The following is a 26,074-nucleotide window of genomic DNA, read 5'->3' as shown; positions in this document are numbered from 1 at the left end:
CAGCGGCCCTGGGGTCAGCTGCTCGACGCGGCGAACGGGCGCGACGTCGGGACGATCTCCTTGCCGAGCGGCAGCAGGGACACCGGGATGAGCTTCAGGTTGGCGACGCCCATCGGGATGCCGATGATCGAGACGAACAGCGGCACGGCCGTCAGGACGTGCCCGATCGCGAGCCAGATCCCCGCGACGAGCACCCAGACCACGTTGCCGAGCGTCGACCACGCGCCCGCGCCCGGCTTGTCGACGACCGTGCGCCCGAACGGCCACAGGACGTAGCTCGCGATCCGGAACGAGGCGATGCCGAACGGGATCGTCACGATCAGCACGCATCACACGATGCCCGCGGCGACGTAGCCGAGCGCGAGCCAGAACCCGGCGAAGACGAGCCAGACGACGTTGAGGAGCGTGTTCACGTGCGTCAGTCTCCCGTACCGCGCGCCGGTGCGGGATCCGGGAGGACCCCGGTCGGACCCCGGTCTCGCGGGCGCCTGCCCCGGTCTAGGGTGTCCTGCCATGACCCTCGACGACGCGCGCGCCGGCGTGACCGCACGCCTGCGTCAGGTCCGGTCGCGGCTGCACGACGCGGAGGTCGCAGCCGGCCGTGACCCGGGTTCGGTCCGCCTGCTGCTCGCGACCAAGACCGTCCCCGCCGAGCTCGTGCGCGCGGCCGTCGAGGCCGACTCCGCGGACGTGCACGCGCGCGGCACCGGGTCGCCGGTGCTGCTCGGCGAGAACCGGGTCCAGGAGCTCGTCGCGAAGGCCCCCGTGCTGGTCGGCCTCGCGGCCGAGCTGCACCTCATCGGCCCGTTGCAGTCGAACAAGGTGAACCACGCGCTGCGCTGGGCGACGTGCGTCGAGAGCGTCGACTCGCTCGAGCTGGCGCGGCGGCTCTCCGAGCGGTGCGTCGCGACCGAGCGGGAGCTCGACGTGCTGGTGCAGGTCAACGTCTCGGGCGAGCCGACCAAGCGCGGGGTCCCGCCGGAGGAGGCGCTCGGGCTCGCCACCGACGTCGCGGCGCTCCCGGCGCTGCGCCTGCGCGGGCTCATGACGATCGGCGCCAACTCCGCCGACCCGGGCCTGGTCCGGGCCGGCTACGCGCGGCTGCGGTCGCTGCGGGACGACGTCACGGGCTCGGGGGCACCGGGCACCGCCGGGGCGACCGGCCTCTCGATGGGCATGAGCGGCGACCTCGAGCTCGCGGTCGCCGAGGGAGCGACGGTCGTGCGGATCGGCACGGCGGTGTTCGGCAGCCGGACGCTCTGACCGGTCCGCAGCGCGCGGCTGCGCGGACGGGCCGTGGCCAGGTGCCGCCGGTGCAGCAGCTCCATGCGGCGCAGCGCACGCTCCAGCTCGTCCACGGCTCCCCCTCGTCCCCCTCCCGGCGCACCCCGCGCCGGTGCGGCCAGGCGTCGTCGGCCTGTCCACGGGGAGGAGCATCGCGGACCCGTCCTGATACGGCCGCGGCACGCGCGGTGCCGCGCGGGTGAAGATGTGGTCCATGAACCCTGCACCTCGCACGCGCTTCCCGCGCTGGGTCTACGGAGCCGGCGCGGAGCCCGACGCACGCTTCTCGCTCGCGAACGAGCGCACGTTCCTCGCCTGGGTGCGGACGTCGCTCGCGCTCCTCGCGAGCGGGGTCGCCCTCGAGGCGCTCGCGGTGCCCGTCGAGCCGTGGGCGCGGTCCGCGGCGGCCCTCGTGCTCGTGGCCCTCGGGGCCCTCGCGCCCGTGCAGGCGTGGGTGGGGTGGGCGCGTGCGGAGCGGGCGATGCGGCTGGCCCGGCCGCTGCCGCCGCCGCTGCTGGCGGGTCCGCTCGGCCTGGGGCTGCTGCTCACGGGTGTCCTGCTGCTGGTCGGGCTGCTCGCGGCATGAGCGCCGAACCCCCACCCGCCGAACCCCCACCCGCCGCGCCCGGCGCCCTGCCCGCTCCCCCGCCCGGCCTGCAGCCCGAGCGCACGGCCCTCGCGTGGCGGCGGACCGCGCTCGGCCTCGCGACCGGCTCGCTCGTCGCCGGCCGCCTGCTGGCGCCCGACCTCGGCCTGGTGGCGTGGTGGGTCGCCGCGGCGGGGGTCGTGCTCGCGGGGGCGCTCGCGGTGGTCGCGCACCGGCGGTCCGCCCAGGAGCACCGGGGCGGGCGGCTCGTGACGGCGTGCGCCGGGGTGGCGCTGCTGCTCGGGGTCGTCTCTGCCGTCGTCGTGCTGCGCGCCGCGCCCTGAGCGGAGGCCGGGCGGGACTGGCGACCTCGCTGCTGAGCGGCGGGTCCGGGGTGACGGCCACGATCCGGACGGCGCGTGTCAAGGTCGCTTGACAGGACCTCGGGTGTCAAGCATCCTTGTCACCGTTCCGAGTCAAGCATGCTTGACACCCGACCCGCCCACCGGAGGACCCGTGACCCCGCTCGACACGCTCCAGGCGATCGATGCCCCCGCCCTGACCGTCGTCGTGCTCGCCGTCGTCGCGCTCGCCCTCGTCGTCTCCGAGCCCGTCCTCGGCCGGCGCGAGCACCGCGCCTTCCTCGCCGAGCTGGCCACCGACCCGGCACCCGACGCGCAGGAGTCGGTGCGCGTGCGCCTCTACCGGCGCTGGACCCGGCAGAGCTGGGCGCTCGGGCTCGCCGCCGTCCTCCTCGTCGCCGTCCTCCCGGGCGTCGGGCTCGCCGACGTGGGGCTGGCCGCACCCGACCTCGACGGGCTGCTCGGGGCCGGCGAGGGATCGTTGAGCAGCTCGACGCTCGCCGGGTTCCTCGTCGGCGCGACGCTCGCCGTCGTCGCCTCGACGCTGCTCGTGCGGCTCGTCTCCCGGCGGTCGGGCCGCACGCCGATCGCCGGCGCCGCGGCCGTCGAGCCGATGCTCCCTCGGACCCCGCGCGGTCGGCGCGGCTGGGCCGGGCTCGCGCTCGCCGCCGGCGTCACCGAGGAGGTCACCTACCGCGGGCTCCTGCTCCTCGCCATCGCGCTGCTCGCACCCGACGCCGACCGGACGACCGTCCTCGTGGTCGCAGCCGCGCTGTTCGGCGTCGCGCACTGGTACCAGGGTCCGCTCGGCATGCTCGCCACGGGCGCGGTCGGCGTCGCGCTCGGCGGCCTCTACCTGAGCACGGGGAGCCTGCTGGTCCCGATGGTGCTCCACACGCTCGTCGACCTCCGGCCTCTGCTCCTGCCCACCCCGCGCCCGGCAGCGGCCCCCGGGGTCGGCACGGCCGGCGACCCCGCCCCGGCCGGCGCTCCCGGCACGGGTGACGACGCCGCGCCGACCGTCCGCGCGACGTCCCCGACCGCGCCCGGCTCGGCGCACCCGCTCGACGCCCCGGTCGCCCCGTGAAGAACGAGATCCGCCGACTGCGCGAGGAGGCCGGGCTCTCGCAGGCCGCGCTCGCCGAGGCCCTGCGCGTGTCCCGGCAGACCGTCAACTCGCTCGAGACCGGGCGCTACGACCCCTCGCTGCCGCTCGCGTTCGCCGTCGCACGCTACTTCCGCACCACGATCGAGGAGATCTTCCATGACGAAGCGTGACCGCACCCCGGCCCAGCAGCGCAACGCGTGGCTGCTCGGCGTGCTCTCGGGAGCCGTCGCACTCGTCGCCCTCTACGCGCTGCTCGCCGGGCGGGCGCCGGGCGACGCCGCCGAGGGAGCGCTCGCGGGCGGCGGGTTCGTGCTCCTCGCGGCGTGCGTCGCCCGCTGGCGCACCGTGCGCCGTGCGCGCACGGCGGGCACCGCCGCCCGGATCGGCGGCGGTGCGCTCGACGAGCGCGACGACCACGTGCTGACGCGCACCCTCGCCGTCGTCGGGACGGTCGCGATCATCACGAGCGCGCTCGCGTCCACGGCGGTCATGGTCGGCACCGACGCGACCGTCGTCGTCGGGGCCCTGCCGTTCGTGCTGCTCGCCACGCTCGGGATCACGTTCGTCGTGGTCGACCGCCGGACCTGAGCCGCGGAAGGGTCAGACCACGCGCGCCGGGCTCGCCCAGCCGAGCGCGGTGTCGACGAGCTCGACCCGGCGCAGGCTCGGCAGGTCGTCCAGCGGGATCCACTCCGCGCGGTCGACCGGCCCGTGCACCTCGTGCCGCAGCAGCCCGCCGACGACGCGCCCCGAGTACACGACGCGCAGCAGGTGCAGGTCGAGCGGCGCGGGTCGGGGCGGAGCCACCTGCGCGCCCGTGCGCAGCGAGTCCACGCCGAGCAGGTCACCGAGCTCGACGACGAGGCCGGTCTCCTGGAGCACCTCGCGCCGCGCGCCGTCGTCCGGCGGCTCGCCGAACACGAGGCCCCCGCCCGGGAGGGTCCACGCGGATCCCGCCGCACCGTTCCACCGCATGAGCAGCACGCGGCCGGCGTCGACGCACAGCGCGTACGCCGAGATCCGGGTCAGACGCTCCGTCGCACCGCCGCCGCGCGGGACCCTCATCGGCCGACCTCGACCGCGACGTGACGCGGGGCTCCGGAGCGGGCCGAGCGGTGCGTGTTCCTGTGCCTGTGCTTCTGCCTGTGCCGGTGGTGCGCGTCCGCCGTCATGGGGCCTCCTGGTGATCCGCCCCCCGACGGAGCGCCACGGTACCGGGGGCGCGTCGAGCGGGCAACGCGGACGCCGGGGCGCGCGCCGAGCAGCACCGGCGCCCGGACGGTGCCCCAGGGCAGCATCCTCAGCCGCACATCGGGTCGTCGGGGTCGACGCCGGACTGCGTGGTGACCTCGGGTGCCGGGACGGGTGGCTCCGCGCCGGCGCCCGCGTCGGGCGGCGTCCCCGTCCCGCCACCGGGTGCCCCGCCACGGTCCGCCGTCGCTCCGGTACCGCCGGCCGGCGCCTGGGTCCCGGGGCTCGCCGGATCACCGGTCCCCGCGTCCGGGGCCGCCGGGGTCACGGGGTCGACGAGCGGGAGGTCGAGCTCGAGGCGCTTCCAGACGAGGTCCGCGTCGGGCGTCCAGACCAGGTTCCCGTCCGAGGTGCCGTTGGGGACGGTCGCGAACGTGACGGCGGACGGCTGGAGCTCGCGCAGCGACAGCGCCAGACCCACGAGGTTGTCCGGTGCACCGAGCTGGTCCGACGCGGTCAACGAGCGGGTCGCGGCGTCCAGGAACCCGTAGACGCTGCGCGGGCTCGTCAGCACCTCCGCGGAGAGGACCTTGCGGGTCATCGCGCCCACGAACTTCTGCTGGCGCGGGATGCGCTGCGTGTCGGAGTTGTCGGACCCGGTGACGTACCGGGCACGCACGTAGTCGAGCGCCTGCTGGCCCGCGAGGTCGTGCCAGCCCGCCGCGAGGTCGAGCTCGGTGTTGCCCTTGGTGTCCCGGATCGCACGCGGCACGCAGACGCGCACCCCGCCGATCGCGTCGACCATGCCCTGGAAGCCCGCGAAGTCGACGAGGAGGAAGTCCGACATCACGAGACCGGTGTTCTCGGCGATCGTCGAGAGCGTGCACGCCGCTGCGAGGCCCACGTCGCCAGTGTCCGCGCCGATCGCGAACGCCGCGTTGAACTTGTCGGTGCGGGGCCGGGACATCGGCCCCTCGGGGTCCCGGTCGAGGTGGCACGCGGGGATCCGCACGTACGAGTCGCGCGGGATCGAGACCACCTCGACGCGGGTCCGGTCCGCCGAGACCTGCACGATCATCGTCGTGTCCGAGCGCATGCCGTCGTCCGCGCCGCCGATGTCCGCGTTCACGCCGCTGCGGTCGTCGGAGCCCATCGCGACGAACCGCACCGGCTGACCCGCCCACGAGTCGCCCGGCGGGGGCGGCTCGGTCGGGCTCGCCGAGGGCGCGGCGACGAGGTGCGAGATGTCCTCGACGCGCTCGACGTTGCCGTTGAGCCGCACGGCGGCGAGCGCGGCAGCCGACCCGCCGAACGCGAGCACGGCGACGGTCACGAGACCCACGAGGCGCCCGACAGGCAGGCGCGGGCCGTGCGACGCCGCGTGGCGGGGAGGGGCGGGGGGTGCGCCGTTCGGCGCTGCTCGACGTGCTCGGCTCACCCCGACACCGTAGGGAGTCCGAGCACGTGCGTGGGGCCCCAGCGGGTGGGAGATCGGTGCAGATGACGTGCACGTGCCCCGGGGCGGCCGTCGGTGCACCGCCCGCCGCGCGGACCAGGGCTCACGGGACGCGCGCGGTCCACTCCGGCGTCCCGAACCGGGTCTCGACCAGGTGCGCGGCGCGGGCGAGCTCGGCGTCCGTGAGCGCACCGTCGACGGTCCGGTAGCGCGACCGGAAGTGGGCCTCGAACGCGGCGATCACGTCGGCCCGCGCCATCCCGGTCTGGGACCGCACGGGGTCGACGCGCTTGTTCGCGCTCGTCGTGCCCTTGTCGGAGAGCTTCTCGCGCCCGATGCGCAGGACCTCGAGCATCTTGTCCGCGTCGATGTCGTAGGCCATCGTCACGTGGTGCAGCACGGCGCCGCCCGCGAGGCGCTTCTGCGCGGCCCCGGCGATCTTCCCCGCAGGCGAGGCGATGTCGTTGAGCCCCGCGTACGACGCCCGCACCCCGACGTCGGCGAGCGCCCCGAGGACCCAGTCGTCCAGGAACGCGTACGACTGCTCGAACGACAGCCCGTCGACGAGCGAGGCCGGGACCACGAGCGAGAACGTGATGCAGTTGCCCGCCTCCATGAACATCGCGCCGCCGCCCGAGACGCGGCGCACGACGGTGATCCCGTACCGCTCGGCGGCCTCGGCGTCGACCTCGTTGCGCAGCGACTGGAAGGAGCCGATGACGACGGCCGGCTCCACCCAGTCCCAGAACCGCAGCGTCGGCCCACGCCGGCCCGCGGCGAGCTCCTCGGCGAGAACCTGGTCCAGCGCGCAGTGCAGCGCCGGGCGCTGCGGGGGCATCCGCAGCACCTCGAAGGTGTGGTCGTGCCAGCTCGTGGCGTGACCGAGGGCCCGGCGCACCGCGATCGCCACGGACTCGGTCGTGAAGCCCACGAGCGTGACCCCCGGGCCGAGCGCGCCGTCGATCGCGGCGGCGAGCTCGGCGACCGAGGACGTCACGGGCCGGCCGCGCAGCGCGCCACCGAGCCGGTCGAGCGCGTCGTCGGGCTCGAGGAAGAAGTCCCCGCTCACCCGGACGTCGGCGAGGGCGGCGTCGGCCACCGTCACGTCGGCCGCCACGAGCTTGCCGCCGGGCACCTTGTACTCGCCCCGCAGGACAGTCTCGTCGCTCACCCCGTCACCCTACGGCGCCCCCACCAGACCCCTGCAGCGCGGCGGCAGCGGCCGAGGCCCGCCGCTGCATCAGCGTGTCGAGCGCCGCACCCTCACCGAGCCGGTCCACGAGCTCCCCGTCCCCGGCTCCCCCGATCACCTCGGCGTTCCACGTGACGATCGCGTTGCCCACGAGCAGGTGCCCGCGGTACCCGGGCACGGTCGTCCCCTCGGCGGTGTGCGCGATCTCCTGCCAGAGCGACGGGAACCGGCCCTGCGCCTCCGTGGCGGGCTCCCCCGCCCAGGACGCGCCGTCGACGCCCTGGTTGACCTGCCGGTACTCCGGGCAGGAGTCGACGGTCGCGACGAGCGTGCGGAAGGCGTCGGCCGCGGCGTCCTGGTCCGCGACGACGGCGACCTCCTGCCGCACGCGCACGGAGGGCCCGTCCCAGCCGCGGACCTCGTAGGCCACGGGCGCCGCGCTCACGACGGTCCGGGCGACCGCGCACCGCGCGGGCTCGACGCGCGACCCCTCCGGCGTCCCCCACGCCCACGGCAGCACCGGCCACGCGGCCAGCGGGTCGTCGCCGGGCAGCACCTCCTCGAGCTCCTCGCGGCCGAGGAGCAGCGCGCTCGCGGACGCGGCGTCGAACTGCGGCGCCTGCACGGTGGGCAGCACCGTCGGGGCGGGGGTCGTGGAGCCGGGGCTCACCGACGGTGACGGGAACGGCAGCGGCTCGGCCGAGGCCCACGGACGGGCGGCGACCCCCGAGGCGCCCGCGAGCACCAGCAGCACACCGACGACCCACCACGGCCAACGGCGGGCGCGCCGGTGCGGCGGGGCCGCCGCGGCGTCGACGGGCACGAGTCGCTCCTGGAGGACGAGGGATGAGACTCCCTTGACCTTACGCTGACCGACCGGTCGACCGCAGGACTCGACCGTGTCGCTCCCCCGCGCGCGGCTCTCCGCGCGCCGCCCACGCACCCGGCATCGCGCGGGAGTGGTCAGCTCGGGTCGACCCCGTGGTGGTACAGGCCCCAGATCGCCGAGTCGGTGAGCGCCTCCCACGACGCCTCGAGCAGGTTCGGGCCGACCCCGACGGTGCTCCAGGACGTCTGGCCGTCGCTCGACTCGATGAGCACGCGCGTCACGGCGTCGGTGCCGTGCATCGAGTCCAGGATGCGCACCTTGAAGTCGATGAGCTCGAACGACTCGAGCACCGGGTAGACCCGCACGAGCGCCTGCCGCAGCGCGTGGTCCAGGGCGTTGACGGGGCCGTTGCCCTCGCCGGTCGAGACGATGCGCTCGCCGCCGGCGTGCAGCTTGACGGTCGCCTCGGCCGTCGCCGGCACCCCGCGCCCGCCCGCCCGCTCGACGATCGCGCGCCAGCTCTCGACCCGGAAGTAGCCGGGCCGCCCGCCGTTGAGCTCCTCGACGAGCAGCAGCTCGAACGACGCGTCGGCCGCGTCGAACGTGTAGCCCTGCGCCTCGGCCTCCTTGACGCGCTTGGTCACGCGCGCGAGGAGCTCGCTCTGCCCCGCGAGGTCGAAACCGAGCTCGCGGCCCTTGAGCTCGATCGCCGCACGCCCGGCCATGTCGGAGATGAGCATGCGCATGTCGTTGCCGACGCGTCGTGGGTCGATGTGCTGGTAGAGGTCGGGGTCGACCCGGATCGCGCTCGCGTGCAGGCCGCCCTTGTGCGCGAACGCGCTGGCACCGACGTACGGCTGCCGCGCGAACGGGGCGATGTTGGTGATCTCGCTGATCGCGTGCGCGATCCGCGTCATCTCGGGCAGGCCGCCCTCACCCTCGCCGCCGGTGGCGAGCAGCGTGCGGCCGCGCTTGAGCTCGAGGTTCGCGACGACGGCGAGCAGGTCGGCGTTGCCCGTGCGCTCGCCGTAGCCGTTGACCGTGCCCTGGACGTGCTCGCAGCCGGCACCGACGGCAGCGATCGAGTTCGCGACCGCGCACCCCGAGTCGTTGTGCGCGTGGATGCCGAGGATCGCGCCGGGCCCGACGACCGCACGCACCTCGGCGACGATCTCGGCGACCCCGTCGGGCAGCATCCCGCCGTTGGTGTCGCAGAGCGTCACGACCTCCGCGCCCGCCTCGAACGCGCGGACCGCGGCCGACAGCGCGTACTCCCGGTCGAAGCGGAAGCCGTCGAAGAAGTGCTCGGCGTCCACGACGACGCGCCGGCCCTCACGCACGAGCAGCGCGACGGTGTCGCCGATCATCGCGAGGTTCTCCTCGCCGGTCGTGCGCAGCGCCCGCTCGACGTGCCGCAGGTCGCTCTTCGCGACGAGCGTGACCACGGGGGCCCGCGAGTCGATCAGCGCACGGACCTGCGGGTCGTCCTCCGCCCGGACCCCGGCCTTGCGCGTGGACCCGAACGCCGCGAGCACCGCGTGCTTGAGGTCGAGCTCGGTGCGCGCCCGCGCGAAGAACTCGGTGTCCTTCGGGATGGCCCCGGGCCAGCCGCCCTCGATGAAGCCGACCCCGAGCTCGTCGAGCAGCGGGGCGATCGCGAGCTTGTCCGCGACGGAGAGGTTCATGCCCTCCTGCTGCGCGCCGTCGCGCAGGGTCGTGTCGTAGACGTGGAACGGGCGCGCGCCCTCGGGGGTGGGGTGGGTCACGATCGGCTCTCTCCGGTCGGTCGGTCGGACGTGTGTCGGTCTCAGGGACCCGGCCGCGGCCGGTGGGTCCCGCCGGCGGGGGTGGTGCCGGCCTGTCGTGGGGTGTCGGTCGGCTGCCGCTCGGCAGCTGGTCGACACCTGTGCCGGGCGGGGGTGGTGCCCGACAACAAAAAGACCCCCCGAGGATGCGGGAGGTCGGCGCGTCTGCGGGTGGGCAGACGCGCTACACGATGATGAGGCTGAGCTGTGTCACGCGCCACATCATGCCACAGGCCCCCAGCGGCCCCTCGCCCCTCTCGCCCGCTGGACACCGGGCCCGCGCGAGCCCCGCGGTCGCCGACGCCACGCGGTCGCTGCGCCAGCTCCGCGGTCGCCGTCGCCGGTCGACGCGCGACGCCGCGAGCCCCGCGGTCGCCGTCGCCGGTCGACGCGCGACCCCGCAGGGTCCGGGGCCGCCGTCGAGCGGCGGCCGCAGAGCCCACGCACGGTCAGACGAGCCGGTGCAGCCAACCGTGCCGGTCCGCGGCGCGGCCGTACTGGATGTCCGTGAGCTCGGTGCGGATGCGGGTGGTGAGCGCGCCCGGCTGGCCGTCGGCCACCGTGTGCTCCCAGCCGCGTCCCGCGAGCCGCCCGATCGGCGTGATGACCGCGGCCGTGCCGCACGCGAAGACCTCGGTGACCGAGCCGTCCGACAGGCCCGTGAGCACCTCGGCGAGCGGGATGCGGCGCTCCTCGACGTCGTGGCCCGCGTCGCGCGCGAGCTGGAGGATCGACGAGCGGGTGACGCCCTCGAGGATCGAGCCGGAGAGCTCCGGCGTCGCGACCGTGCCGTCGGCGCGGACGACGAACACGTTCATCCCGCCGAGCTCCTCGAGCAGCGTGTTCGTCGCGGCGTCGAGGAAGCACACCTGGTCGTAGCCGTTCGCGGCGGCCTGCCGCTGCGGCAGGAGGCTCGCGGCGTAGTTGCCGCCGCACTTCGCGTCGCCGGTGCCCCCGGGACCCGCGCGGTGGAACTCGTCGTCGACCCAGATCGACACCGGCTTGACGCCGCCCGCGAAGTACGGGCCGACGGGCGAGGCGATCACGAGGAACTCGGCCTCGAGCGTCGGGCGGACGCCGAGGAACGCCTCCGAGGCGTACATGAACGGGCGCAGGTACAGGCTCGCCTCGTCGCCGGTCGGGACCCAGCTGCGGTCGGTCGCGACGAGCGCGGTGATCGCGCCGAGGAAGTCCGCCTCCGTGAGCACCGGGAGTGCGAGCCGGTGCGCCGAGCGGGCGAGCCGTGCAGCGTTGGCCCACGGGCGGAAGGTCCAGACGGACCCGTCCGCGTGCGGGTACGCCTTGAGGCCCTCGAAGATCTCCTGGCCGTAGTGCAGCACGGCCGTCGCGGGGTCGAGCTGCAGCGGGCCGTACCGCTCGACCCGGCGATCGTGCCAGCCGGTGTCGTGCGACCACGACACGCGCGCCATGTGGTCGGTGAAGACGGTCCCGAACTTCGGCGCCGCGGTCAGCGCGTCGCGCTCCGCGTCGGGGGTCGGGGTGTCCGTCGGGCGGATCTCGAACGTCGGCAGCTCGGTCGACGGGGACGTGTCGGTGCTCATGAGGGGGCCTTTCACCTGGGACGGTTCTGACGGTACCGGGTGAGACGGCCGGGTGGTCGGGGGGACGCGCGCCGCGCGCCGGCCCGCCGCGAGGGCGGCCCGTGCGCGGGTCAGCCGCTGATGCGCGCGGCGAGGTCCTTGCCCACCTCGGCCGTCGACCGTACTCGCCCGAGCGAGCCGCGCTCGACCAGGTCGGCGGCGACGGCGCGCTCGACGGACGCCGCGGCGTCGGTCAGCCCGAGGTGGTCGAGGAGCATCGCGACGGACAGGACCGTCGCGGTCGGGTCCGCCTTGCCCTGGCCCGCGATGTCCGGCGCGGAGCCGTGCACGGGCTCGAACATGCTCGGGGCCGTGCGGTCCGGGTTGATGTTGGCGGACGCCGCGAGGCCGATGCCGCCCGTGATCGCCGCGGCGAGGTCGGTGAGGATGTCGCCGAACAGGTTGTCGGTCACGATGACGTCGAAGCGTGACGGGTTCGTGACGAGGAAGATCGTCGCGGCGTCGACGTGCAGGTAGTCGACCGTGACGTCGGGGAACTCGGCGTTGACCGCGTCGACCGTGCGGCGCCACAGGTGGCCCGCGTGCACCAGCACGTTGTGCTTGTGCACGAGCGTGAGCTTCTTGCGCGGGCGCGCCGCGGCACGGGCGAACGCGTCGCGCACCACCCGCTCCACGCCGAACGCGGTGTTGACGCTGACCTCGTTCGCGACCTCGGCGGGCGTGCCGACGCGGATCGCGCCGCCGTTGCCGACGTACGGGCCCTCGGTGCCCTCCCGGACCACGACGAAGTCGACCTCGCCCGGGTTCGCGAGCGGCGACGTCACGCCCGGGTAGAGCCGGCCGGGGCGCAGGTTGACGTAGTGGTCGAGCGCGAAGCGCAGCTTGAGCAGGAGCCCACGCTCGAGGACGCCCGACGGGACCTGCGGGTCGCCGATCGCGCCGAGCAGGATCGCCTCGTGGCCGCGGATCGCCTCGAGGTCCGCGTCCGTGAGCGTCTCGCCGGTCGCGTGCCAGCGGCGGGCGCCGAGGTCGAAGTCGGTGGTGCGCACGGTCACATCGCTGCCGGCGAGCGCCGCATCGAGGGCCAGCAGGCCCTGCTCGACGACCTCGGTCCCGATGCCGTCGCCTGCGATCACTGCCAGCTCGATGGTGCGCGTCATGCGGCCACCCTAGCGGGGCGTCCCACGTGCCGGGACGCTCATCTCACGCCTCGACACATGCCGAGGGCGGCGCCCCGGGTGCGGGGCGCCGCCCTCGGCGGACGTGCGGTGCGCCGGAGCCCGCAGGCCGTGCGGGCCTGCGGGCCGGGCGGGGTGGAGCGGGACGCGGCGGTCGCGCCCCGGCGGGTCAGCGCGCGGCCGAGCCCTCGACGTAGTCGCCCTCGGTCGGCTTGACCCACGCGAACATCTTGCGCAGCTCGCGGCCGGTCGACTCGATCGGGTGCGCCTCGCCCTTCGCGCGGAGCTCCTGGAACTCCGGGGCGCCGGCGTCCTGGTCGTCGATGAAGCGCTTCGCGAAGGCACCGTTCTGGATGTCCGCGAGGACGGCCTTCATGTTCTCCTTGACGCTCGGGTCGATGACCCGGGGGCCCGAGACGTAGTCGCCGTACTCGGCGGTGTCGGAGACGCTCCAGCGCTGCTTGGCGATGCCGCCCTCGACCATGAGGTCGACGATGAGCTTGAGCTCGTGCAGCACCTCGAAGTAGGCGACCTCGGGCTGGTAGCCGGCCTCGGTCAGCGTCTCGAAGCCGTACTGGACGAGCTGCGAGGCGCCGCCGCAGAGCACGGCCTGCTCGCCGAAGAGGTCCGTCTCGGTCTCCTCGGTGAACGTCGTCTTGATGCCGCCGGCACGCAGGCCGCCGATGCCCTTGGCGTACGAGAGCGCGAGCTCCCACGCGCTCCCCGACGCGTCCTGCTCGACCGCGACGATGACCGGCACGCCGCGCCCGTCCGCGTACTCCCGGCGCACGATGTGGCCCGGGCCCTTGGGCGCGACCATGACGACGTCGTGGCCGGCCTCCGGCGTGATGTAGCCGAAGCGGATGTTGAAGCCGTGGCCGAAGACCAGGGCCGCGCCGTCCTTCAGGTTGGGGGCGATCTCGTCGCGGTACAGGTGACGCTGCACCTGGTCGGGCGCGAGGATCACGACGACGTCGGCACCCTGGACGGCCTCGACGACGGGGAGGACCTTGAGGCCCTCGTTCTCCGCCTTGACGCGCGAGCTCGAGCCCTCGCGCAGGCCGACCGTGACGTCGACGCCCGAGTCGCGCAGGTTCAGCGCGTGCGCGTGCCCCTGGCTGCCGTAGCCGATGACGGCGACCTTCTTGCCGGCGATGAGGGACAGGTCAGCGTCGTCGTCGTAGAACAGCTCAGCCACGGTCGATCTCCTTGGTGTGGTGTGGGGTCGTGCAGAAGCGTAGGACGGGTCGTCCGGGTCCGGCGGGCCGGTCCGGCGACGGTCGGGCGGCGGTCAGGCGGTGCGGGAGACGCGCTCGAGCGCCCGGTCGGTGATCGAGCGCGAGCCGCGGCCGATCGCGACGGTGCCCGACTGGACGATCTCGCGGACGCCGAACGGCTCGAGCGCGTTGAGCAGGGCCGTCAGCTTCGCGGGGCTGCCCGTGGCCTCGATCGTCACCGCGTCCGGCACGACGTCGACGACGTGCGCGCGGAACAGCTGGACGACCTCGAGCACGTGCGTGCGCTGCGCAGCCTCGGCGCGGACCTTGACCAGCAGCAGCTCGCGCTGCACCGAGGACGAGTCCTCGAGCTCGACGATCTTGAGCACGTTGATCAGCTTGTTCAGCTGCTTCGTGACCTGCTCGAGCGGCAGAGCCTCGACGTCGACGACCACGGTGATGCGCGAGATCTCGTCGTGCTCGGTCGGGCCGACCGCGAGCGAGTGGATGTTGAACGAGCGGCGGGCGAACAGCCCCGCGACGCGCGTGAGCACGCCGGGCTTGTTCTCCACGAGAACCGACAGCGTGTGCCTGCTCATGCTGCACCTTCTCCAGAGGTCGACGGGGTCGTGACGGGGGCCGGCGTGCGGGGGCGGCTCGGGCCGGGCATCAGTCCTCCCGGTCCCACGCCGGGGAGATCCCGCGCGCGTACTGGATCTCGTCGTTGCTCACCCCGGCCGAGACCATGGGCCACACCATCGCGTCGCGCGAGACCGTGAAGTCGACCACGACGGGCTGGTCGTCGATCTCCATGGCCCGCTTGATGGTCGCGTCGACGTCGGCCCTCGTCTCGCACCGCAGCCCGACGCAGCCGTACGCCTCGGCGAGCTTGACGAAGTCCGGCACGCGCGCGGTGCCGTGCCCGGTGTGCAGGTCGGTGTTCGAGTACCGCGACTCGTAGAACAGCGTCTGCCACTGCCGCACCATGCCGAGCGAGGAGTTGTTGATCACCGCGACCTTGATCGGGATCTCGTTGATCGTGCAGGTCGCGAGCTCCTGGTTGGTCATCTGGAAGCAGCCGTCGCCGTCGATGGCCCACACGGTCCGGTCGGGCTCACCGACCTTGGCGCCCATCGCCGCCGGCACCGAGAAGCCCATGGTCCCGAGGCCGCCGGAGTTGAGCCACGAGTTCGGGCGCTCGTAGCGGATGAACTGCGAGGCCCACATCTGGTGCTGGCCGACGCCCGAGGCGAAGATCGACTCCGGCCCGGAGATCTCCCCGATCCGGCGGATCACGTGCTGCGGGGCGAGGTGGCCGTCGGCGGGCTCGTCGAATCCCAGCGGGAACGTCTCGCGCCAGGCGTCGACCTGCTTCCACCAGCCCTCGAGGTCGGGCCGGCCGTGCTGCGCGTGCTCCTTGACGAGCTCGGGCAGCAGGTCGGCGAGGACCTCCTTGAGGTCGCCGACGATCGGCACGTCCGCGGTGCGGTTCTTGCCGATCTCCGCGGGGTCGATGTCGGCGTGCACGATCGTGGCGCCGGGCGCGAAGCTCGAGAGCTTGCCGGTCACGCGGTCGTCGAACCGTGCGCCGAGGCTCACGATGAGGTCGGCCTTCTGCAGCGCGGCGACCGCGGCGACCGTGCCGTGCATCCCGGGCATGCCGAGGTGCTGGGGGTGCGAGTCGGGCAGGGCGCCACGGGCCATGAGCGTCGTCACGACGGGCGCGCCCGACGCGTCGACGAGCTTGCGCAGGCCCTCCGACGCGCGCGAGCGGATCACGCCGCCGCCCACGTAGAGCACCGGCCGGCGTGCGGTCGCGAGCAGCCGGGCCGCCTCGCGGATCTGCTTGGCGTGCGGCTTCGTGACCGGGTGGTACCCGGGCAGCTTGAGCTCCTGCGGCCACGAGAACGTGGTGTTCGTCTGCATCGCGGACTTCGCGATGTCGACGAGCACGGGGCCGGGGCGTCCGGTCGACGCGATGTGGAACGCCTCGGCGATGACCCGCGGGATCTCGTCCGGGTCGGTCACGAGGTAGTTGTGCTTCGTGACGGGCAGCGTGATGCCGACGATGTCGGCCTCCTGGAACGCGTCCGTCCCGATGAGCGACGCGCCGACCTGGCCGGTGATCGCGACGAGCGGGATCGAGTCCATGTGCGCGTCGGCGATCGGGGTCACGAGGTTCGTGGCGCCCGGGCCGGACGTCGCCATGCACACGCCGACCTTGCCGGTCGCGTGCGCGTAGCCCTGCGCCGCGTGCCCGCCGCCCTGCTCGTGCCGCACGAGGATGTGCCGGACACGCTTCGAGTCCATGAGCGGGTCGTAGGTCGGCAGGATCGCGCCGCCGGGGATGCCGAAGACGACCTCGGCGCCGGCCTCCTCGAGCGAGCGGACGATCGACTGGGCACCCGTGACGCGCTCGGGGCCGACGGCGACGTCGCGCGTGACCTCGGCGCTGCGCGGATCGGCGGTGACGCGCACGGAGGCCGGCGTGGCCGGCGTGCGCGGGGGTGCCGGGTGGGGACCCTGGACCATCGGTTTCTCCCTGGCTTCGGTGCTGGTGGAGCTCGGGTCGTGCTGTGCGGTGCCGTCCGGGCGGGCGTGCCGCCGACATAGAAAAACCCCTCGGCCCGGAACGGGCTGGACGAGGGGTGAGCGCGCGACGAGACCTGGTGACGAGGTCGCCTCAGCCGGCGCGCTCAGGTACTACGAGGAGGAGGATCGTCTGCACGTCCGGGACTCTACGCCGCACCCGCGGGGATGTCACCTCGCCCCACGGCGCGTCTCGCATCGTGGTTCACGTGTCCGCCATACGGAAGGCTGGTCGACCGCTCATACCGAGCACCACCTCTGCCGATCTGGGACGGAGGAGGTCGCACGGACCTCGGCCGGATGCTGCCGTCGCGGTGGCGAGGAGGGGCGGCGACCATGCCCGGTAGACGTGCGCCCGCGCTCGCGCTCACGGCCCTGCTGGCCCTCGCCGCCTGCGCCGGCCCCGCCCCGGCCGCGGACCCGGCACCCGCCGAGCGCCCGGCGTCGGCCGCCTCGGCGCCGGCCACGCCGGACGTCGACCCCGGTGCGCCGCTCGAGCACCTCGCGGACGCCCTGGTCTACGACCCCGCCGCCCTCACGCTCCCCCCGGACGCCGGTGCGCACTTCGCCGCCGCGGACCTGGACACGTTCGCGGCCCAGGCGATCGAGGCGTTCGACGTCGTCATGGAGACCTCGGAGCACACGCAGCGACCCGACGGCGACGGCCCGCTCCTGCTCACGCACTTCGAGCCCGTCGCGGGGTACCTCACGCCGTCGGCGTGGTCGCTGCTCGTGACCGCCTTCGAGTCCGGCGACCAGCCGACGGTCTCGGCGCTCGTCCCGTCGAGCGCGCTCGCCCCGCCGGTCACGCCGGCGGATGCCGCATCGCCCGGCACGCCTGACCCCGGCTCGCCCGGCCCCGGCACGCCCGGCACCAACGCCGAGAGCGCCGCGACGGAGCAGGTCGGCAGCATCGAGCCCTACCGCCCCACCGGTCAGCCGACCGTCGAGCTCGTCTCGCGCGAGCCCGGCGGCGCCCGACTCGCCGTCACCTTCTCCTACCAGCGCGTCTTCGGCGCACCCGACGGGGAGCGCGTCTACGACACCGACCACACCCTCTACCTCGTGCCGGTCGAGGGCCGGTGGCTCGTGGACGGCTGGCGGACGAGCTACCCGACGCTCGCCCCCTGACGCGTGTCGGCACAGGGCCGGCGCCCCGACGCGTGTCGCCCCGAGGCCGTCAGCTCCCGGGTGCACGCACCGGCCCCGCGGCGCGTCCCGCTCAGCAGCAGCGCGAGCCCGGGTGCCGCGCGGTGTGCGCGTGCCGCTCGCGCCAGTACTCCCCCACGCCCAGCGGCGTGACCCCCGGAGCCGTGCGCGCGAGGTGCGCGACGTAGCGTGCGTGGTCGTCGTCGCCCAGCAGCGCGCCCACGTACCAGCGCACGGCCTGCCACACCCGCGCCGCACGCGAGCTCAGGCCCGCCGGCCCGGCGACACGTCCGGGTCCGCGCGCGGGCGCCGTGGCGCCGGCGCCCGGCTCGGCCGCCGCGCTCATCCGTGCGCCCCCGCCCGCGCCGGGCGCGGCCCCTCGGCGTCCCAGAGCGCCTGGATCTCGCGCTCCGCGTCCGTCGGCACCATGCCGGTGGGCGCGAAGATCTGCGACGGCGCGTCCGGCTCCTCGCTCGTCGGGAGCCCGCCCGCGCGCACCGCCCGCACGCACACCACCGCAGCGGCGGCGACCGTGATCAGCACGAGCACGGCGAACAGGATCGAGAGCGTGCCCTGCACCGCGGTGTTCCGGATCACGGCGTCCATCGCCTCGGGCGTCGCGGCCGACCCGAAGGACTCCTCGCCCGCCGCGCGGGCCGCCTGGAACGCGTCGTGCTGCGCCCAGTACCCGAGCTTCGGGTCGGGCGAGAAGATCTTGAGGTACGACGCCGTCATGGTGACCACGAGGTCCCAGACCAGCGGGACGCCCGGGATCCAGGCCCACCGGAGCAGCCCCTTCTTGACCACGATCGTGAAGACCACCGAGAGCGCGATCGCGGCGAGCAGCTGGTTCGCGATGCCGAAGAGCGGGAACAGCGTGTTGATGCCGCCGAGCGGGTCCGTCACGCCCATGAGCAGGATCGCGCCCCACCCGGCGACCACGAGCGCCGAGCACAGCCACGCCCCGACTCGCCACGACGGGTCGCGGAACCGCTTCGCTGCACCGCCGAGGTTGCCGAGGGAGTCGGAGAGCATGAAGCGCGCGACGCGGGTCCCGGCGTCGACGGTCGTGAGGATGAACAGCGCCTCGAACATGATCGCGAAGTGGTACCAGAACGACGCGAGGGACGACCCCCCGATCGCGCTCGCGAGCACCTGCGCCATCCCGAACGCGAGCGTCGGGGCCCCGCCGGTGCGGGAGATGATCGACTCCTCGCCGACGTCCTCCGCGGCGCCGGCGATCGCGTCGGGCGTGATGTCGGTGCCGCCGAGCCCGAGCCCGTTGACGTACGCCGCTGCCGTCTCGGGCGTCCCGCCGGTCAGCGCCGTCGGGGCGTTCATCACGAAGTAGAGGTGCTGGTCGATGACGACCGCGGTGACGAGCGCCATGATCGCGACGAAGGACTCCGTCATCATGCCGCCGTACCCGATGAGCCGCGCCTGGCTCTCCTTCTCCAGGAGCTTGGGCGTCGTGCCGGACGCGATGAGCGAGTGGAACCCGGACAGCGCCCCGCACGCGATCGTGATGAACAGGAACGGGAACAGCGAGCCTGCGAACGCGGGGCCGTCGCCCTCGAGCGCGAACGACGAGACCGCGGGTGCCTGGACCTCGGGGCGCACGAGGAGGATGCCGACGGCGAGCAGGATGATCGTGCCGACCTTCATGAACGTCGACAGGTAGTCGCGCGGCGCGAGGAGCAGCCACACCGGGAGCACCGAGGCGGCGAACCCGTACGCGACGAGCAGCCAGGCGATCGTCACCTTGGAGAGCGTGAACCAGTCCTGCCCCCAGTCGGTCTCGGCGACCCAGCCGCCCGAGACGATCGCGAGCAGCAGCAGCACGAGGCCGATGAGCGAGACCTCGCTGACCCGGCCGGGCCGCAGGAACCGCAGGTAGACGCCCATGAACAGCGCGATCGGGATGGTCATGGCGATCGAGAAGATGCCCCACGGGCTCTCGGCGAGCGCGTTCACGACGACGAGGCCGAGCACGGCGATGATGATGATCATGATGACGAAGACGCCGACGAGCGCGGCGACGCCCCCGACGCGGCCGAGCTCGTCGCGCGCCATCTGACCGAGGCTGCGCCCGCGCCGGCGCACCGAGATGGACAGCACGAGGAAGTCCTGGACCGCGCCGCCGAGCACGCAGCCGATCACGATCCAGAGCGTGCCGGGCAGGTAGCCCATCTGCGCCGCGAGCACGGGACCGACGAGCGGCCCGGCGCCGGCGATCGCCGCGAAGTGGTGCCCGAAGAGCACGCGCCGGTCGGTCGGCATGAAGTCCTTGGCGTTCTCGTAGCGCTCCGCGGGCGTCGCCCGGTCGTCCCGCGGCCGCACGATCTTCCGCTCGACGAAGCGCGCGTAGAACCGGTAGGCCACGGCGTACGTGCAGACGGCCGCGACGACGAACCACACCGAGTTGACGGTCTCGCCGCGCACGACCGCGATGAGCGACCAGGCGACGGCACCGAGCAGCGCGATCACGGCGAACACGATCCTCGAGCGGACCGGCATGGGGCGCCGGTCGATCACCCCGACGGGCAGCGCCCCCTCCTCGGTGCGCAGCACCTCGACTCCGGACGCGTGGGACATGGGCCCTCCCGGGACGGCTCGTGCCACGCGCCCCGAGCCCCCTGGCCCGCGTCGGCAGCGACGTGACGCGCGTCACGCTATCCCCGGGCGCGGGCCCCTGCCTACGGACGGGTGCGGCGCGTCGTGAACACGGGCGGAGGCATGCTGAAACTACTTGCACGATGGGAAAGTAGGTGCGAGAGTGAACGCACGTTCCGAACCGCACACCAGGAGACGGCCATGACGACGATGCACCCGCCCACGCCCGACGAGGCGCGCGCGCTCCTCCGCTCGTCCACGACCTCCGCCGCCGCGGTGCGGGACATCGGCGGCAACCGCCACGCGCAGTGGCTGACCGGCCACGCGGTCGCGGTGTTCTCCTACTTCGCCGCGCTCGCGACCGCCGACGAGGACGTCGAGGTGCTCGTCCCGTCGCTCGCCTACGCCGCGGCCCTCGCCGTGCTGAGCGTCACGCTCCTGCCGGGCGCGACCGTCAGCAAGTCCGGCATGGGGCGGCGCTGGCTCCGGGCGCTGCTGTGGTGGGGCGCGGTCTACGCCGCGTGCATGGTCGTCGGCCTGTACCGCTTCCCCGGGGAGCCCGCGTTCTGGCTCCCCGCCGCCGTCGTGACCGCGCTGCCGCTCGCGCTCGGCGCCCTGCGGGAGAACCGCGCATGACGACCGCGCCGGCACCCGACGGGGCGCTGCCCACGCCCGACGTCGTCGGCGCCAGCGCCCGCGTGCGGCTCGACGACGTCATCCACGCCCCCGTCCGCCTGTCCATCGTCGCCGCGCTCGCCGCGACGGACGAGGCGGAGTTCGGCGCGGTCCGCGACGCGGTCGAGGTCTCCGACTCCGCGCTCAGCAAGCACGCGTCCGCGCTCGAGCAGGCCGGCTACGTGGCCGTCCGCAAGGGGTACGTCGGCAAGCGCCCGCGGACGTGGCTCACGCTCACCCCGTCCGGGCGCGAGGCTCTCGCCGCGCACCTCGCGGCGCTGCGCAGGATCGCCGGCGACGCCTGACCCGCGAGGCGGGAGCGGGGGCGACGCCCGCCCGGGCCCTCGCACCCGGTCGACACGGAGTGACACACGTCACACATCTTTATGGTCGATTCGACCATCGCTAGCCAACGCGCGCTCGATACGTCGTGCAATATGGTCACCATGACCACAACGACGAGCACGGCACTGCTCACCGACCACTACGAGCTCACGATGCTGCGCGCCGCGCTCGCCGACGGCACCGCGCACCACCGCTCGGTCTTCGAGGTCTTCGCCCGGTCCCTGCCCGCCGGCCGCCGGTACGGCGTCGTCGCCGGGCTCGGCCGGGTCGTCGAGGCCGTCGAGCACTTCCGGTTCACGCCCGAGCACGTCGCCTGGCTGCGCGAGGCCGGCATCGCCGACGACGCGACCGCCGCCTACCTCGCCGAGTACCGCTTCACGGGGAGCATCGACGCGTACCGCGAGGGCGAGCTGTACTTCCCGCACTCCCCCGTGCTGACCGTGACCGGGACGTTCGCCGAGTGCGTGCTCCTCGAGACGGTCGTGCTGTCGATCCTGAACAGCGACTCGGCGGTCGCGTCCGCCGCCGCGCGCATGGTCAGCGCCGCGAACGGCCGCGTGCTGCTGGAGATGGGCAGCCGCCGGACCGGCGAGCAGGCCGCGGTGGCCGCCGCCCGCGCGGCGTACGTCGCCGGCTTCGACGCCACGAGCAACCTCGAGGCCGGCTTCCGGTACGGGATCCCCACCCGCGGCACGGCGGCGCACGCGTTCACGCTCGCCCACGCCGACGAGCCCACCGCATTCGGCTCGCAGGTCCGTGCCCTCGGCACCGGGACCACGCTGCTCGTCGACACCTATGACACGCGCGAGGGCGTCGAGCGCGCGGTCGCCGCGGCCGGCCCGGACCTGGGCGGCATCCGCATCGACTCGGGCGACCTCGCCGCCGAGGCCCGCGCCGCCCGCGCACAGCTCGACGCGCTCGGGGCGAGCACCACCCGCATCGCGGTGACCGGGGACCTCGACGAGCACGGCATCGCCGCCCTGGCCGACGCACCGGTCGACGTCTACGGCGCAGGGACCCGGCTCGTCACCGGCTCGGGCCACCCGACGTGCGGCATGGTCTACAAGCTCGTCTCGATCGCCGACCGTCCCGGCGCCGACGCGCCGATGCGCGCCGTGGCGAAGAGATCCGCGGGCAAGGCGAGCGTCGGCGGGCGCAAGGTCGCTTACCGCGGCCTCGACCACGCCGGGTACGCCTCGCGCGAGAACGTCGTGGTCCGCCACCTCCCCGACGCCCCCGAGGCCGGCCTCGGGCGGGCGCTGCAGGTCCCGGTCGTCCGTGGCGGGAACGTCGTGCACCACCCGTCGCTCGCCGAGATCCGCGCGCACCACCGCGGCGCCAAGGCCGAGCTCATGCCCCTCGACCTCGACCTGGCGCCCGGCACCCCGCGCCTCGCCGCCGACCCGACCGCCCTCACCCCCACGACAGGAGCCTGACCGATGAACCAGTCCCCGACCACCGCCCTCGTCGTCGTCGACGTCGAGGTGTGCTTCGCCGAGGGCGGCACGCTGCCCGTCGCCGGTGGCGCCGCCGTCGCCGCGGCTGTCACCGCCCACCTGGCCGCGCACCCGCAGCGGTACGCCCGCGTCGTCGCCTCGCGCGACTGGCACGACCCGCTGCCCGCGACGAACGACGGCCACTTCGCCGACCCCGGCACGGATCCCGACTACGTCCGCACCTGGCCCGAGCACGGCGTCGCCGGCACCCCGGACGCCGAGTACCACCCCGACCTGCGCCTGCCTACCGGGACCGTGCACGTCGTCAAGGGCATGGGCCGCGCCGACTACTCCGCGTTCGACGGCGTGCAGCTCGCCAGCCTCGGGACCGACCGTCCGCTGGGCGTGCTCGACGCGCTCGACGGTGTCGACGTCGTGGAGGTGGTCGGCATCGCGACCGACCACTGCGTGCGCGCGACCGCGCTGGCCGCCGCCGCGGCGGGCTTCGGCGTCCGGGTGCTGACGGACCTGACGGCCGGCGTGGCCGTCCCGACCACGATCGCCGCGCTCACCGAGCTCGCGCAGGCGGGCGTCGAGCTCACGACCTCGTCGGCGGTGACGTCATGAGCCCCGCCGCGCAGGCGCCCGAGGGCTACGACCCCGGCGAGTACCCCGTCTTCTTCGTGACCGTCGACACCGCGATCTTCACCGTGCGCGACGGCGCCCTCAAGGTCCTGCTCGTGCAGCGCCGGGACGACCCGTACGCCGGCTGCTGGGCGCTGCCCGGCGGGTTCAAGAACCCCGACGAGACGCTCGACGAGGCCGCGTGGCGCGAGCTCGCCGAGGAGACCGGGGTCCGGCCGAGCGGCTGGCACCTCGAGCAGCTCGGCTCGTTCGGCGACCCCCGCCGCGACCCCCGCGGCAACATCGTCACGGTCGCGTACGTGGCCTTCGCCCCCGACCTGCCCGACCCGGTCGCCGGGTCCGACGCCCGCGACGCGCGCTTCTGGGACGTCGACGACCTCGACCTGCCGAGCCTGCAGGGCGGCAACCACGACCGCGGCCTCGAGGACGCGCCCGAGCTCGCGTTCGACCACACCGTCATCGCCGCGCGCGCCGTGGACCGCGTCGCGGCCAAGCTCGAGTACACGACCCTGGCGACCGCGTTCTGCCGGCCGCAGTTCACGCTCGGCGAGCTGCAGCACGTCTACGAGGCCGTGTGGGGGGTGCGCCTCGACCGGTCGAACTTCCGGCGGTGGGTCCAGCAGACCACAGGCCTCGTGCGACCCGCCGACACCGACAGCCGCCGCGCCTCCGGGGGCCGCGGGCGGCCCGCCGCGCTGTTCGAGGCGCGCCCGGAGCTCGGCACGCTCTACCCGCCGCTGCTCCGACCCGACGACGCCCGCGCACTGCGCCCGGCGAAGGAGACCCGATGACGACCCTGCGCGTCCTGCTCGCCCAGACCACGACCCGCGTCGGCGACCTCACCGGCAACGCCGCGGCGCTCGCCGGTGCGGTGGCCTCGGCCGAGCGCTGCCGGGCCGACGTGCTCGTGACCCCGGAGATGGCCGTCACCGGGTACCCCGCCGAGGACCTGCTCGCCGAGCCCGAGTTCGTGGGTGCCGCGATGGACGCGGTGGCCGGCGTCGCCGTCACCACCGGGGGGACCGTCGCGCTGCTCGGGTCGCCGTGGCACGTCGGCCGGCTGCCCGAGGCCGGTGGCGCCGGCGCGCTCGGCTGGTCGACCGACGCGCTCGAGCGGCCGCTGCGCAACGTCGCGGCGGTGGCGCACCGCGGGCGCGTCGTCGCGGCGCACGCCAAGTCGCTGCTGCCCACCTACTCCGTGCTCGACGACGCGCGCCACTTCGCGCCCGGCGCGCGGCACCAGTCGCTGTACACCGTCCGCACGCCGGACGGCCCGGTCACGTTCGGCGTCCTCGTCTGCGAGGACGTGTGGGACCCGGCGCTCGCGGTCGAGGCAGCGGCAGCCGGCGCGCAGGTGCTGCTCGTGCCCAACGCGTCGCCGTACCACGTCGGCAAGCCGGCGCTGCGGCTCGCGCAGGTCGCGGCGGCGGCGCGCGCGTCCGGGGTGCCGATCGCCTACTGCAACACGGTCGGCGGGCAGGACGAGGTCGTGTTCGACGGCGGCTCGTTCGTCGTGGACGCCGCCGGGGCGCTGCTCGCGCGGGCGCGGTCGTTCGCTGCCGACGAGCTCGTCGTCGACGTGCCCGTGGCGCCGCCGCGGGTCACGGCCCGGGCCGACGGCCTCACCCCGGCCGCCGCCCGCCCGGCCGACCCCGGTGCGGCTCGTCGCGCGCGCCCGGCGGGGTGGTCGTCCGACGTCGTGGAGCTCGGTGTCACCCACGAGACCCGTGCGCCGCTCGCACCGCCGGTCGTGACCCCCGCGCTGGACGTCGACGCCGAGGTGTACGCCGCGATCGTCACCGGCTTCGGCGACTACTGCCGCCGCGTGGGCCTGCCGCGGGTCGTGCTGGGGCTGTCCGGCGGGATCGACTCGGCGCTCGCCGCGGTCGTCGCCGTCGACGCGCTCGGCGCGGACGCCGTCTGGGGCATCGGCATGCCGGGGCCCTACTCGTCGCCCGGCTCGGTCGACGACGCCCGCGAGCTCGCCGCGAACCTCGGCATCCGGTTCGACGTCGTCCCGATCACGGACGCCTGGGCCGAGCGCCGCGACGCCCTGGGGGCGCTGCTGACCGAGGCAGCCGGCGCCGGGGACTCGCCGCCGGGGCGCGTCGACCCGGTCGCGTGGGAGAACCTCCAGGCCCGCCTGCGCGGCACGACGCTCATGACGGTCGCGAACGCGACCGGCGCGCTCGTCTGCACCACGGGGAACCGGTCGGAGTCGGCCGTCGGGTACTTTACGCTCTACGGCGACAGCTGCGGGACGGCACCGAACCCGCTCGGGGACCTGCTGAAGACGACGGTGACGCGACGCGACGGGACCGTGCTGCCGGGCGTGTACGGGCTCGCGGCGTGGCGCAACGCGCAGGCGACCGCCGCCGGGCAGGTCCCGCCGGTCCCCGCGGCGACGCTCACCAAGCCCGCGTCCGCCGAGCTCGCGCCGGACCAGCAGGACACGGACTCGCTGCCGCCGTACCCGGTGCTCGACCGCCTCCTGCTCGCGTTCCTCGAGGAGCACGCGACCGCCCAGGACCTCGCCCGGACGCTCGTGGACGAGGACGGCTGGGACGTCGGCGCGGCCGTCGCGACGGTGAACCGGGTGCTCGCGCTCGTCGACCGCAGCGAGTTCAAGCGGCGCCAGGCCCCGGTCCGCATCAAGGTCTCGCGCCGGGCCTTCGGTCGCGACCGGCGCATGCCGATGGCCAACCACTGGTCGCACGCCCGGGCCGTGGCACCGGAGCGGGCGGCGCTGCCGGTCTGACACGGGCGGCGCGCGGCGGCTCCCCGGCCCGCGGGCGACCGGTGGGGGCGGGCACGACGGAGCCCCGGGCACACAGGCACCCGGGGCTCCGTCG

The 26,074-nt window shown here is 74.6% G+C and carries 25 protein-coding genes and 1 pseudogene; 13 read left to right on the top strand and 13 right to left on the bottom strand.

Annotation, left to right across the window (positions count from 1 at the left end; translation table 11 throughout):
- Window positions 1-14: 14 nt before the first annotated feature.
- A pseudogene (locus ACWFNE_RS06400) lies at window positions 15-413 on the bottom strand (YccF domain-containing protein).
- Between the two features lie 100 nt (window positions 414-513).
- On the opposite strand from ACWFNE_RS06400, the gene ACWFNE_RS06395 reads away from it, so the two are divergent.
- The 6 genes from ACWFNE_RS06395 (at window position 514) to ACWFNE_RS06370 (ending at window position 3,928) form a co-directional block, all read left to right on the top strand.
- Window positions 514-1,263, top strand: coding sequence for a YggS family pyridoxal phosphate-dependent enzyme (locus tag ACWFNE_RS06395; RefSeq protein ID WP_452121600.1), 750 nt, complete (start codon window positions 514-516; stop codon window positions 1,261-1,263).
- Window positions 1,264-1,498: 235 nt separating this feature from the next.
- Window positions 1,499-1,870 carry a YidH family protein gene (locus ACWFNE_RS06390; RefSeq protein WP_452121599.1) on the top strand — a complete coding sequence of 124 codons (372 nt, stop codon included), beginning with the start codon at window positions 1,499-1,501 and terminating at the stop codon, window positions 1,868-1,870.
- Entirely contained in the window at window positions 1,867-2,214 is a 348-nt protein-coding gene (locus ACWFNE_RS06385) for a DUF202 domain-containing protein (RefSeq protein ID WP_452121598.1), read from the top strand. Before ACWFNE_RS06390 ends, ACWFNE_RS06385 begins: the two co-directional genes overlap by 4 nt.
- A 172-nt stretch (window positions 2,215-2,386) precedes the next feature.
- Window positions 2,387-3,319: a CPBP family intramembrane glutamic endopeptidase gene (locus tag ACWFNE_RS06380; protein WP_452121597.1), complete on the top strand. Its 933-nt coding sequence runs from the start codon at window positions 2,387-2,389 to the stop codon at window positions 3,317-3,319.
- Window positions 3,316-3,510 carry a helix-turn-helix transcriptional regulator gene (locus ACWFNE_RS06375; protein WP_452121596.1) on the top strand — a complete coding sequence of 65 codons (195 nt, stop codon included), beginning with the start codon at window positions 3,316-3,318 and terminating at the stop codon, window positions 3,508-3,510. Before ACWFNE_RS06380 ends, ACWFNE_RS06375 begins: the two co-directional genes overlap by 4 nt.
- On the top strand, window positions 3,497-3,928 hold the full coding sequence (locus ACWFNE_RS06370; RefSeq protein ID WP_452121595.1) for a hypothetical protein: 432 nt from the start codon (window positions 3,497-3,499) through the stop codon (window positions 3,926-3,928). Before ACWFNE_RS06375 ends, ACWFNE_RS06370 begins: the two co-directional genes overlap by 14 nt.
- Before the next feature lie 12 nt (window positions 3,929-3,940).
- On the opposite strand, the gene ACWFNE_RS06365 is transcribed toward ACWFNE_RS06370, so the two are convergent.
- The 10 genes from ACWFNE_RS06365 to ACWFNE_RS06320 form a co-directional block, all read right to left on the bottom strand.
- Window positions 3,941-4,405 (bottom strand): NUDIX domain-containing protein, encoded by a 465-nt coding sequence (locus tag ACWFNE_RS06365; RefSeq protein ID WP_452121594.1) that lies wholly within the window; start codon window positions 4,403-4,405, stop codon window positions 3,941-3,943.
- A gap of 235 nt (window positions 4,406-4,640) precedes the next feature.
- A complete protein-coding gene (locus tag ACWFNE_RS06360; RefSeq protein ID WP_452121593.1) occupies window positions 4,641-5,969 on the bottom strand; it encodes an LCP family protein in 1,329 nt (442 codons plus the stop codon).
- Window positions 5,970-6,090: 121 nt separating this feature from the next.
- Window positions 6,091-7,140: a lipoate--protein ligase family protein gene (locus ACWFNE_RS06355; RefSeq protein WP_452121981.1), complete on the bottom strand. Its 1,050-nt coding sequence runs from the start codon at window positions 7,138-7,140 to the stop codon at window positions 6,091-6,093.
- A gap of 22 nt (window positions 7,141-7,162) precedes the next feature.
- Window positions 7,163-8,002: a hypothetical protein gene (locus ACWFNE_RS06350; RefSeq protein WP_452121592.1), complete on the bottom strand. Its 840-nt coding sequence runs from the start codon at window positions 8,000-8,002 to the stop codon at window positions 7,163-7,165.
- 140 nt (window positions 8,003-8,142) lie between these two features.
- Complete coding sequence (gene cimA / locus ACWFNE_RS06345; protein WP_452121591.1) at window positions 8,143-9,774, bottom strand: citramalate synthase; 1,632 nt, start codon at window positions 9,772-9,774, stop codon at window positions 8,143-8,145.
- Window positions 9,775-10,262: 488 nt separating this feature from the next.
- Entirely contained in the window at window positions 10,263-11,375 is a 1,113-nt protein-coding gene (locus tag ACWFNE_RS06340; protein WP_452121590.1) for a branched-chain amino acid aminotransferase, read from the bottom strand.
- Window positions 11,376-11,485: 110 nt separating this feature from the next.
- The gene (locus tag ACWFNE_RS06335; protein ID WP_452121589.1) at window positions 11,486-12,535 is read right to left on the bottom strand and encodes a 3-isopropylmalate dehydrogenase; all 1,050 of its coding nucleotides are present in this window, start codon (window positions 12,533-12,535) and stop codon (window positions 11,486-11,488) included.
- 187 nt (window positions 12,536-12,722) lie between these two features.
- Window positions 12,723-13,751: a ketol-acid reductoisomerase gene (gene ilvC, locus ACWFNE_RS06330; RefSeq protein WP_034627103.1), complete on the bottom strand. Its 1,029-nt coding sequence runs from the start codon at window positions 13,749-13,751 to the stop codon at window positions 12,723-12,725.
- A gap of 93 nt (window positions 13,752-13,844) precedes the next feature.
- Window positions 13,845-14,369 carry an acetolactate synthase small subunit gene (gene ilvN, locus ACWFNE_RS06325; RefSeq protein ID WP_452121588.1) on the bottom strand — a complete coding sequence of 175 codons (525 nt, stop codon included), beginning with the start codon at window positions 14,367-14,369 and terminating at the stop codon, window positions 13,845-13,847.
- Between the two features lie 70 nt (window positions 14,370-14,439).
- Window positions 14,440-16,302, bottom strand: a complete 1,863-nt coding sequence (locus tag ACWFNE_RS06320) for an acetolactate synthase large subunit (RefSeq protein WP_452121587.1) — start codon at window positions 16,300-16,302, stop codon at window positions 14,440-14,442.
- A gap of 393 nt (window positions 16,303-16,695) precedes the next feature.
- On the opposite strand from ACWFNE_RS06320, the gene ACWFNE_RS06315 reads away from it, so the two are divergent.
- A complete protein-coding gene (locus ACWFNE_RS06315) occupies window positions 16,696-17,490 on the top strand; it encodes a hypothetical protein (protein WP_452121586.1) in 795 nt (264 codons plus the stop codon).
- Between the two features lie 91 nt (window positions 17,491-17,581).
- On the opposite strand, the gene ACWFNE_RS06310 is transcribed toward ACWFNE_RS06315, so the two are convergent.
- Both ACWFNE_RS06310 and ACWFNE_RS06305 read right to left on the bottom strand, forming a co-directional pair.
- Window positions 17,582-17,854 (bottom strand): YbdD/YjiX family protein, encoded by a 273-nt coding sequence (locus ACWFNE_RS06310; RefSeq protein WP_452121585.1) that lies wholly within the window; start codon window positions 17,852-17,854, stop codon window positions 17,582-17,584.
- Complete coding sequence (locus tag ACWFNE_RS06305; RefSeq protein ID WP_452121584.1) at window positions 17,851-20,103, bottom strand: carbon starvation CstA family protein; 2,253 nt, start codon at window positions 20,101-20,103, stop codon at window positions 17,851-17,853. Before ACWFNE_RS06305 ends, ACWFNE_RS06310 begins: the two co-directional genes overlap by 4 nt.
- A 219-nt stretch (window positions 20,104-20,322) precedes the next feature.
- Between ACWFNE_RS06305 and ACWFNE_RS06300 the strand changes: the two genes are divergently transcribed.
- From ACWFNE_RS06300 to ACWFNE_RS06275, 6 genes are all read left to right on the top strand, one after another.
- On the top strand, window positions 20,323-20,757 hold the full coding sequence (locus tag ACWFNE_RS06300) for a hypothetical protein (RefSeq protein ID WP_452121583.1): 435 nt from the start codon (window positions 20,323-20,325) through the stop codon (window positions 20,755-20,757).
- A complete protein-coding gene (locus ACWFNE_RS06295; protein ID WP_452121582.1) occupies window positions 20,754-21,101 on the top strand; it encodes a winged helix-turn-helix domain-containing protein in 348 nt (115 codons plus the stop codon). The genes ACWFNE_RS06300 and ACWFNE_RS06295 overlap by 4 nt, the downstream gene beginning before the upstream one ends.
- A 132-nt stretch (window positions 21,102-21,233) precedes the next feature.
- Window positions 21,234-22,577 (top strand): nicotinate phosphoribosyltransferase, encoded by a 1,344-nt coding sequence (locus ACWFNE_RS06290; protein WP_452121581.1) that lies wholly within the window; start codon window positions 21,234-21,236, stop codon window positions 22,575-22,577.
- 3 nt (window positions 22,578-22,580) lie between these two features.
- On the top strand, window positions 22,581-23,204 hold the full coding sequence (locus ACWFNE_RS06285) for an isochorismatase family protein (RefSeq protein ID WP_452121580.1): 624 nt from the start codon (window positions 22,581-22,583) through the stop codon (window positions 23,202-23,204).
- Window positions 23,201-24,013 (top strand): NUDIX hydrolase, encoded by an 813-nt coding sequence (locus ACWFNE_RS06280; protein WP_452121579.1) that lies wholly within the window; start codon window positions 23,201-23,203, stop codon window positions 24,011-24,013. Before ACWFNE_RS06285 ends, ACWFNE_RS06280 begins: the two co-directional genes overlap by 4 nt.
- A complete protein-coding gene (locus ACWFNE_RS06275) occupies window positions 24,010-25,980 on the top strand; it encodes an NAD+ synthase (RefSeq protein WP_452121578.1) in 1,971 nt (656 codons plus the stop codon). Before ACWFNE_RS06280 ends, ACWFNE_RS06275 begins: the two co-directional genes overlap by 4 nt.
- Window positions 25,981-26,074: the final 94 nt, after the last annotated feature.

It is taken from the genome of Cellulomonas sp. NPDC055163 (assembly GCF_053607065.1).
This window is presented reverse-complemented; position numbering and strand designations above follow the sequence as displayed.

What these genes read in the sequence shown, in the direction of transcription:
- ACWFNE_RS06395 (WP_452121600.1), top strand. Translation starts at nt 514, where the DNA reads ATGACCCTCGACGACGCGCGCGCCGGCGTGACCGCACGCCTGCGTCAG.
- ACWFNE_RS06390 (WP_452121599.1), top strand. Translation starts at nt 1,499, where the DNA reads ATGAACCCTGCACCTCGCACGCGCTTCCCGCGCTGGGTCTACGGAGCC.
- ACWFNE_RS06385 (WP_452121598.1), top strand. Translation starts at nt 1,867, where the DNA reads ATGAGCGCCGAACCCCCACCCGCCGAACCCCCACCCGCCGCGCCCGGC.
- ACWFNE_RS06370 (WP_452121595.1), top strand. Translation starts at nt 3,497, where the DNA reads ATGACGAAGCGTGACCGCACCCCGGCCCAGCAGCGCAACGCGTGGCTG.
- ACWFNE_RS06365 (WP_452121594.1), bottom strand. Translation starts at nt 4,405, where the DNA reads ATGAGGGTCCCGCGCGGCGGCGGTGCGACGGAGCGTCTGACCCGGATC.
- ACWFNE_RS06340 (WP_452121590.1), bottom strand. Translation starts at nt 11,375, where the DNA reads ATGAGCACCGACACGTCCCCGTCGACCGAGCTGCCGACGTTCGAGATC.
- ACWFNE_RS06335 (WP_452121589.1), bottom strand. Translation starts at nt 12,535, where the DNA reads ATGACGCGCACCATCGAGCTGGCAGTGATCGCAGGCGACGGCATCGGG.
- ilvN (WP_452121588.1), bottom strand. Translation starts at nt 14,369, where the DNA reads ATGAGCAGGCACACGCTGTCGGTTCTCGTGGAGAACAAGCCCGGCGTG.
- ACWFNE_RS06320 (WP_452121587.1), bottom strand. Translation starts at nt 16,302, where the DNA reads ATGGTCCAGGGTCCCCACCCGGCACCCCCGCGCACGCCGGCCACGCCG.
- ACWFNE_RS06315 (WP_452121586.1), top strand. Translation starts at nt 16,696, where the DNA reads ATGCCCGGTAGACGTGCGCCCGCGCTCGCGCTCACGGCCCTGCTGGCC.
- ACWFNE_RS06310 (WP_452121585.1), bottom strand. Translation starts at nt 17,854, where the DNA reads ATGAGCGCGGCGGCCGAGCCGGGCGCCGGCGCCACGGCGCCCGCGCGC.
- ACWFNE_RS06305 (WP_452121584.1), bottom strand. Translation starts at nt 20,103, where the DNA reads ATGTCCCACGCGTCCGGAGTCGAGGTGCTGCGCACCGAGGAGGGGGCG.
- ACWFNE_RS06300 (WP_452121583.1), top strand. Translation starts at nt 20,323, where the DNA reads ATGACGACGATGCACCCGCCCACGCCCGACGAGGCGCGCGCGCTCCTC.
- ACWFNE_RS06295 (WP_452121582.1), top strand. Translation starts at nt 20,754, where the DNA reads ATGACGACCGCGCCGGCACCCGACGGGGCGCTGCCCACGCCCGACGTC.
- ACWFNE_RS06290 (WP_452121581.1), top strand. Translation starts at nt 21,234, where the DNA reads ATGGTCACCATGACCACAACGACGAGCACGGCACTGCTCACCGACCAC.
- ACWFNE_RS06285 (WP_452121580.1), top strand. Translation starts at nt 22,581, where the DNA reads ATGAACCAGTCCCCGACCACCGCCCTCGTCGTCGTCGACGTCGAGGTG.
- ACWFNE_RS06280 (WP_452121579.1), top strand. Translation starts at nt 23,201, where the DNA reads ATGAGCCCCGCCGCGCAGGCGCCCGAGGGCTACGACCCCGGCGAGTAC.
- ACWFNE_RS06275 (WP_452121578.1), top strand. Translation starts at nt 24,010, where the DNA reads ATGACGACCCTGCGCGTCCTGCTCGCCCAGACCACGACCCGCGTCGGC.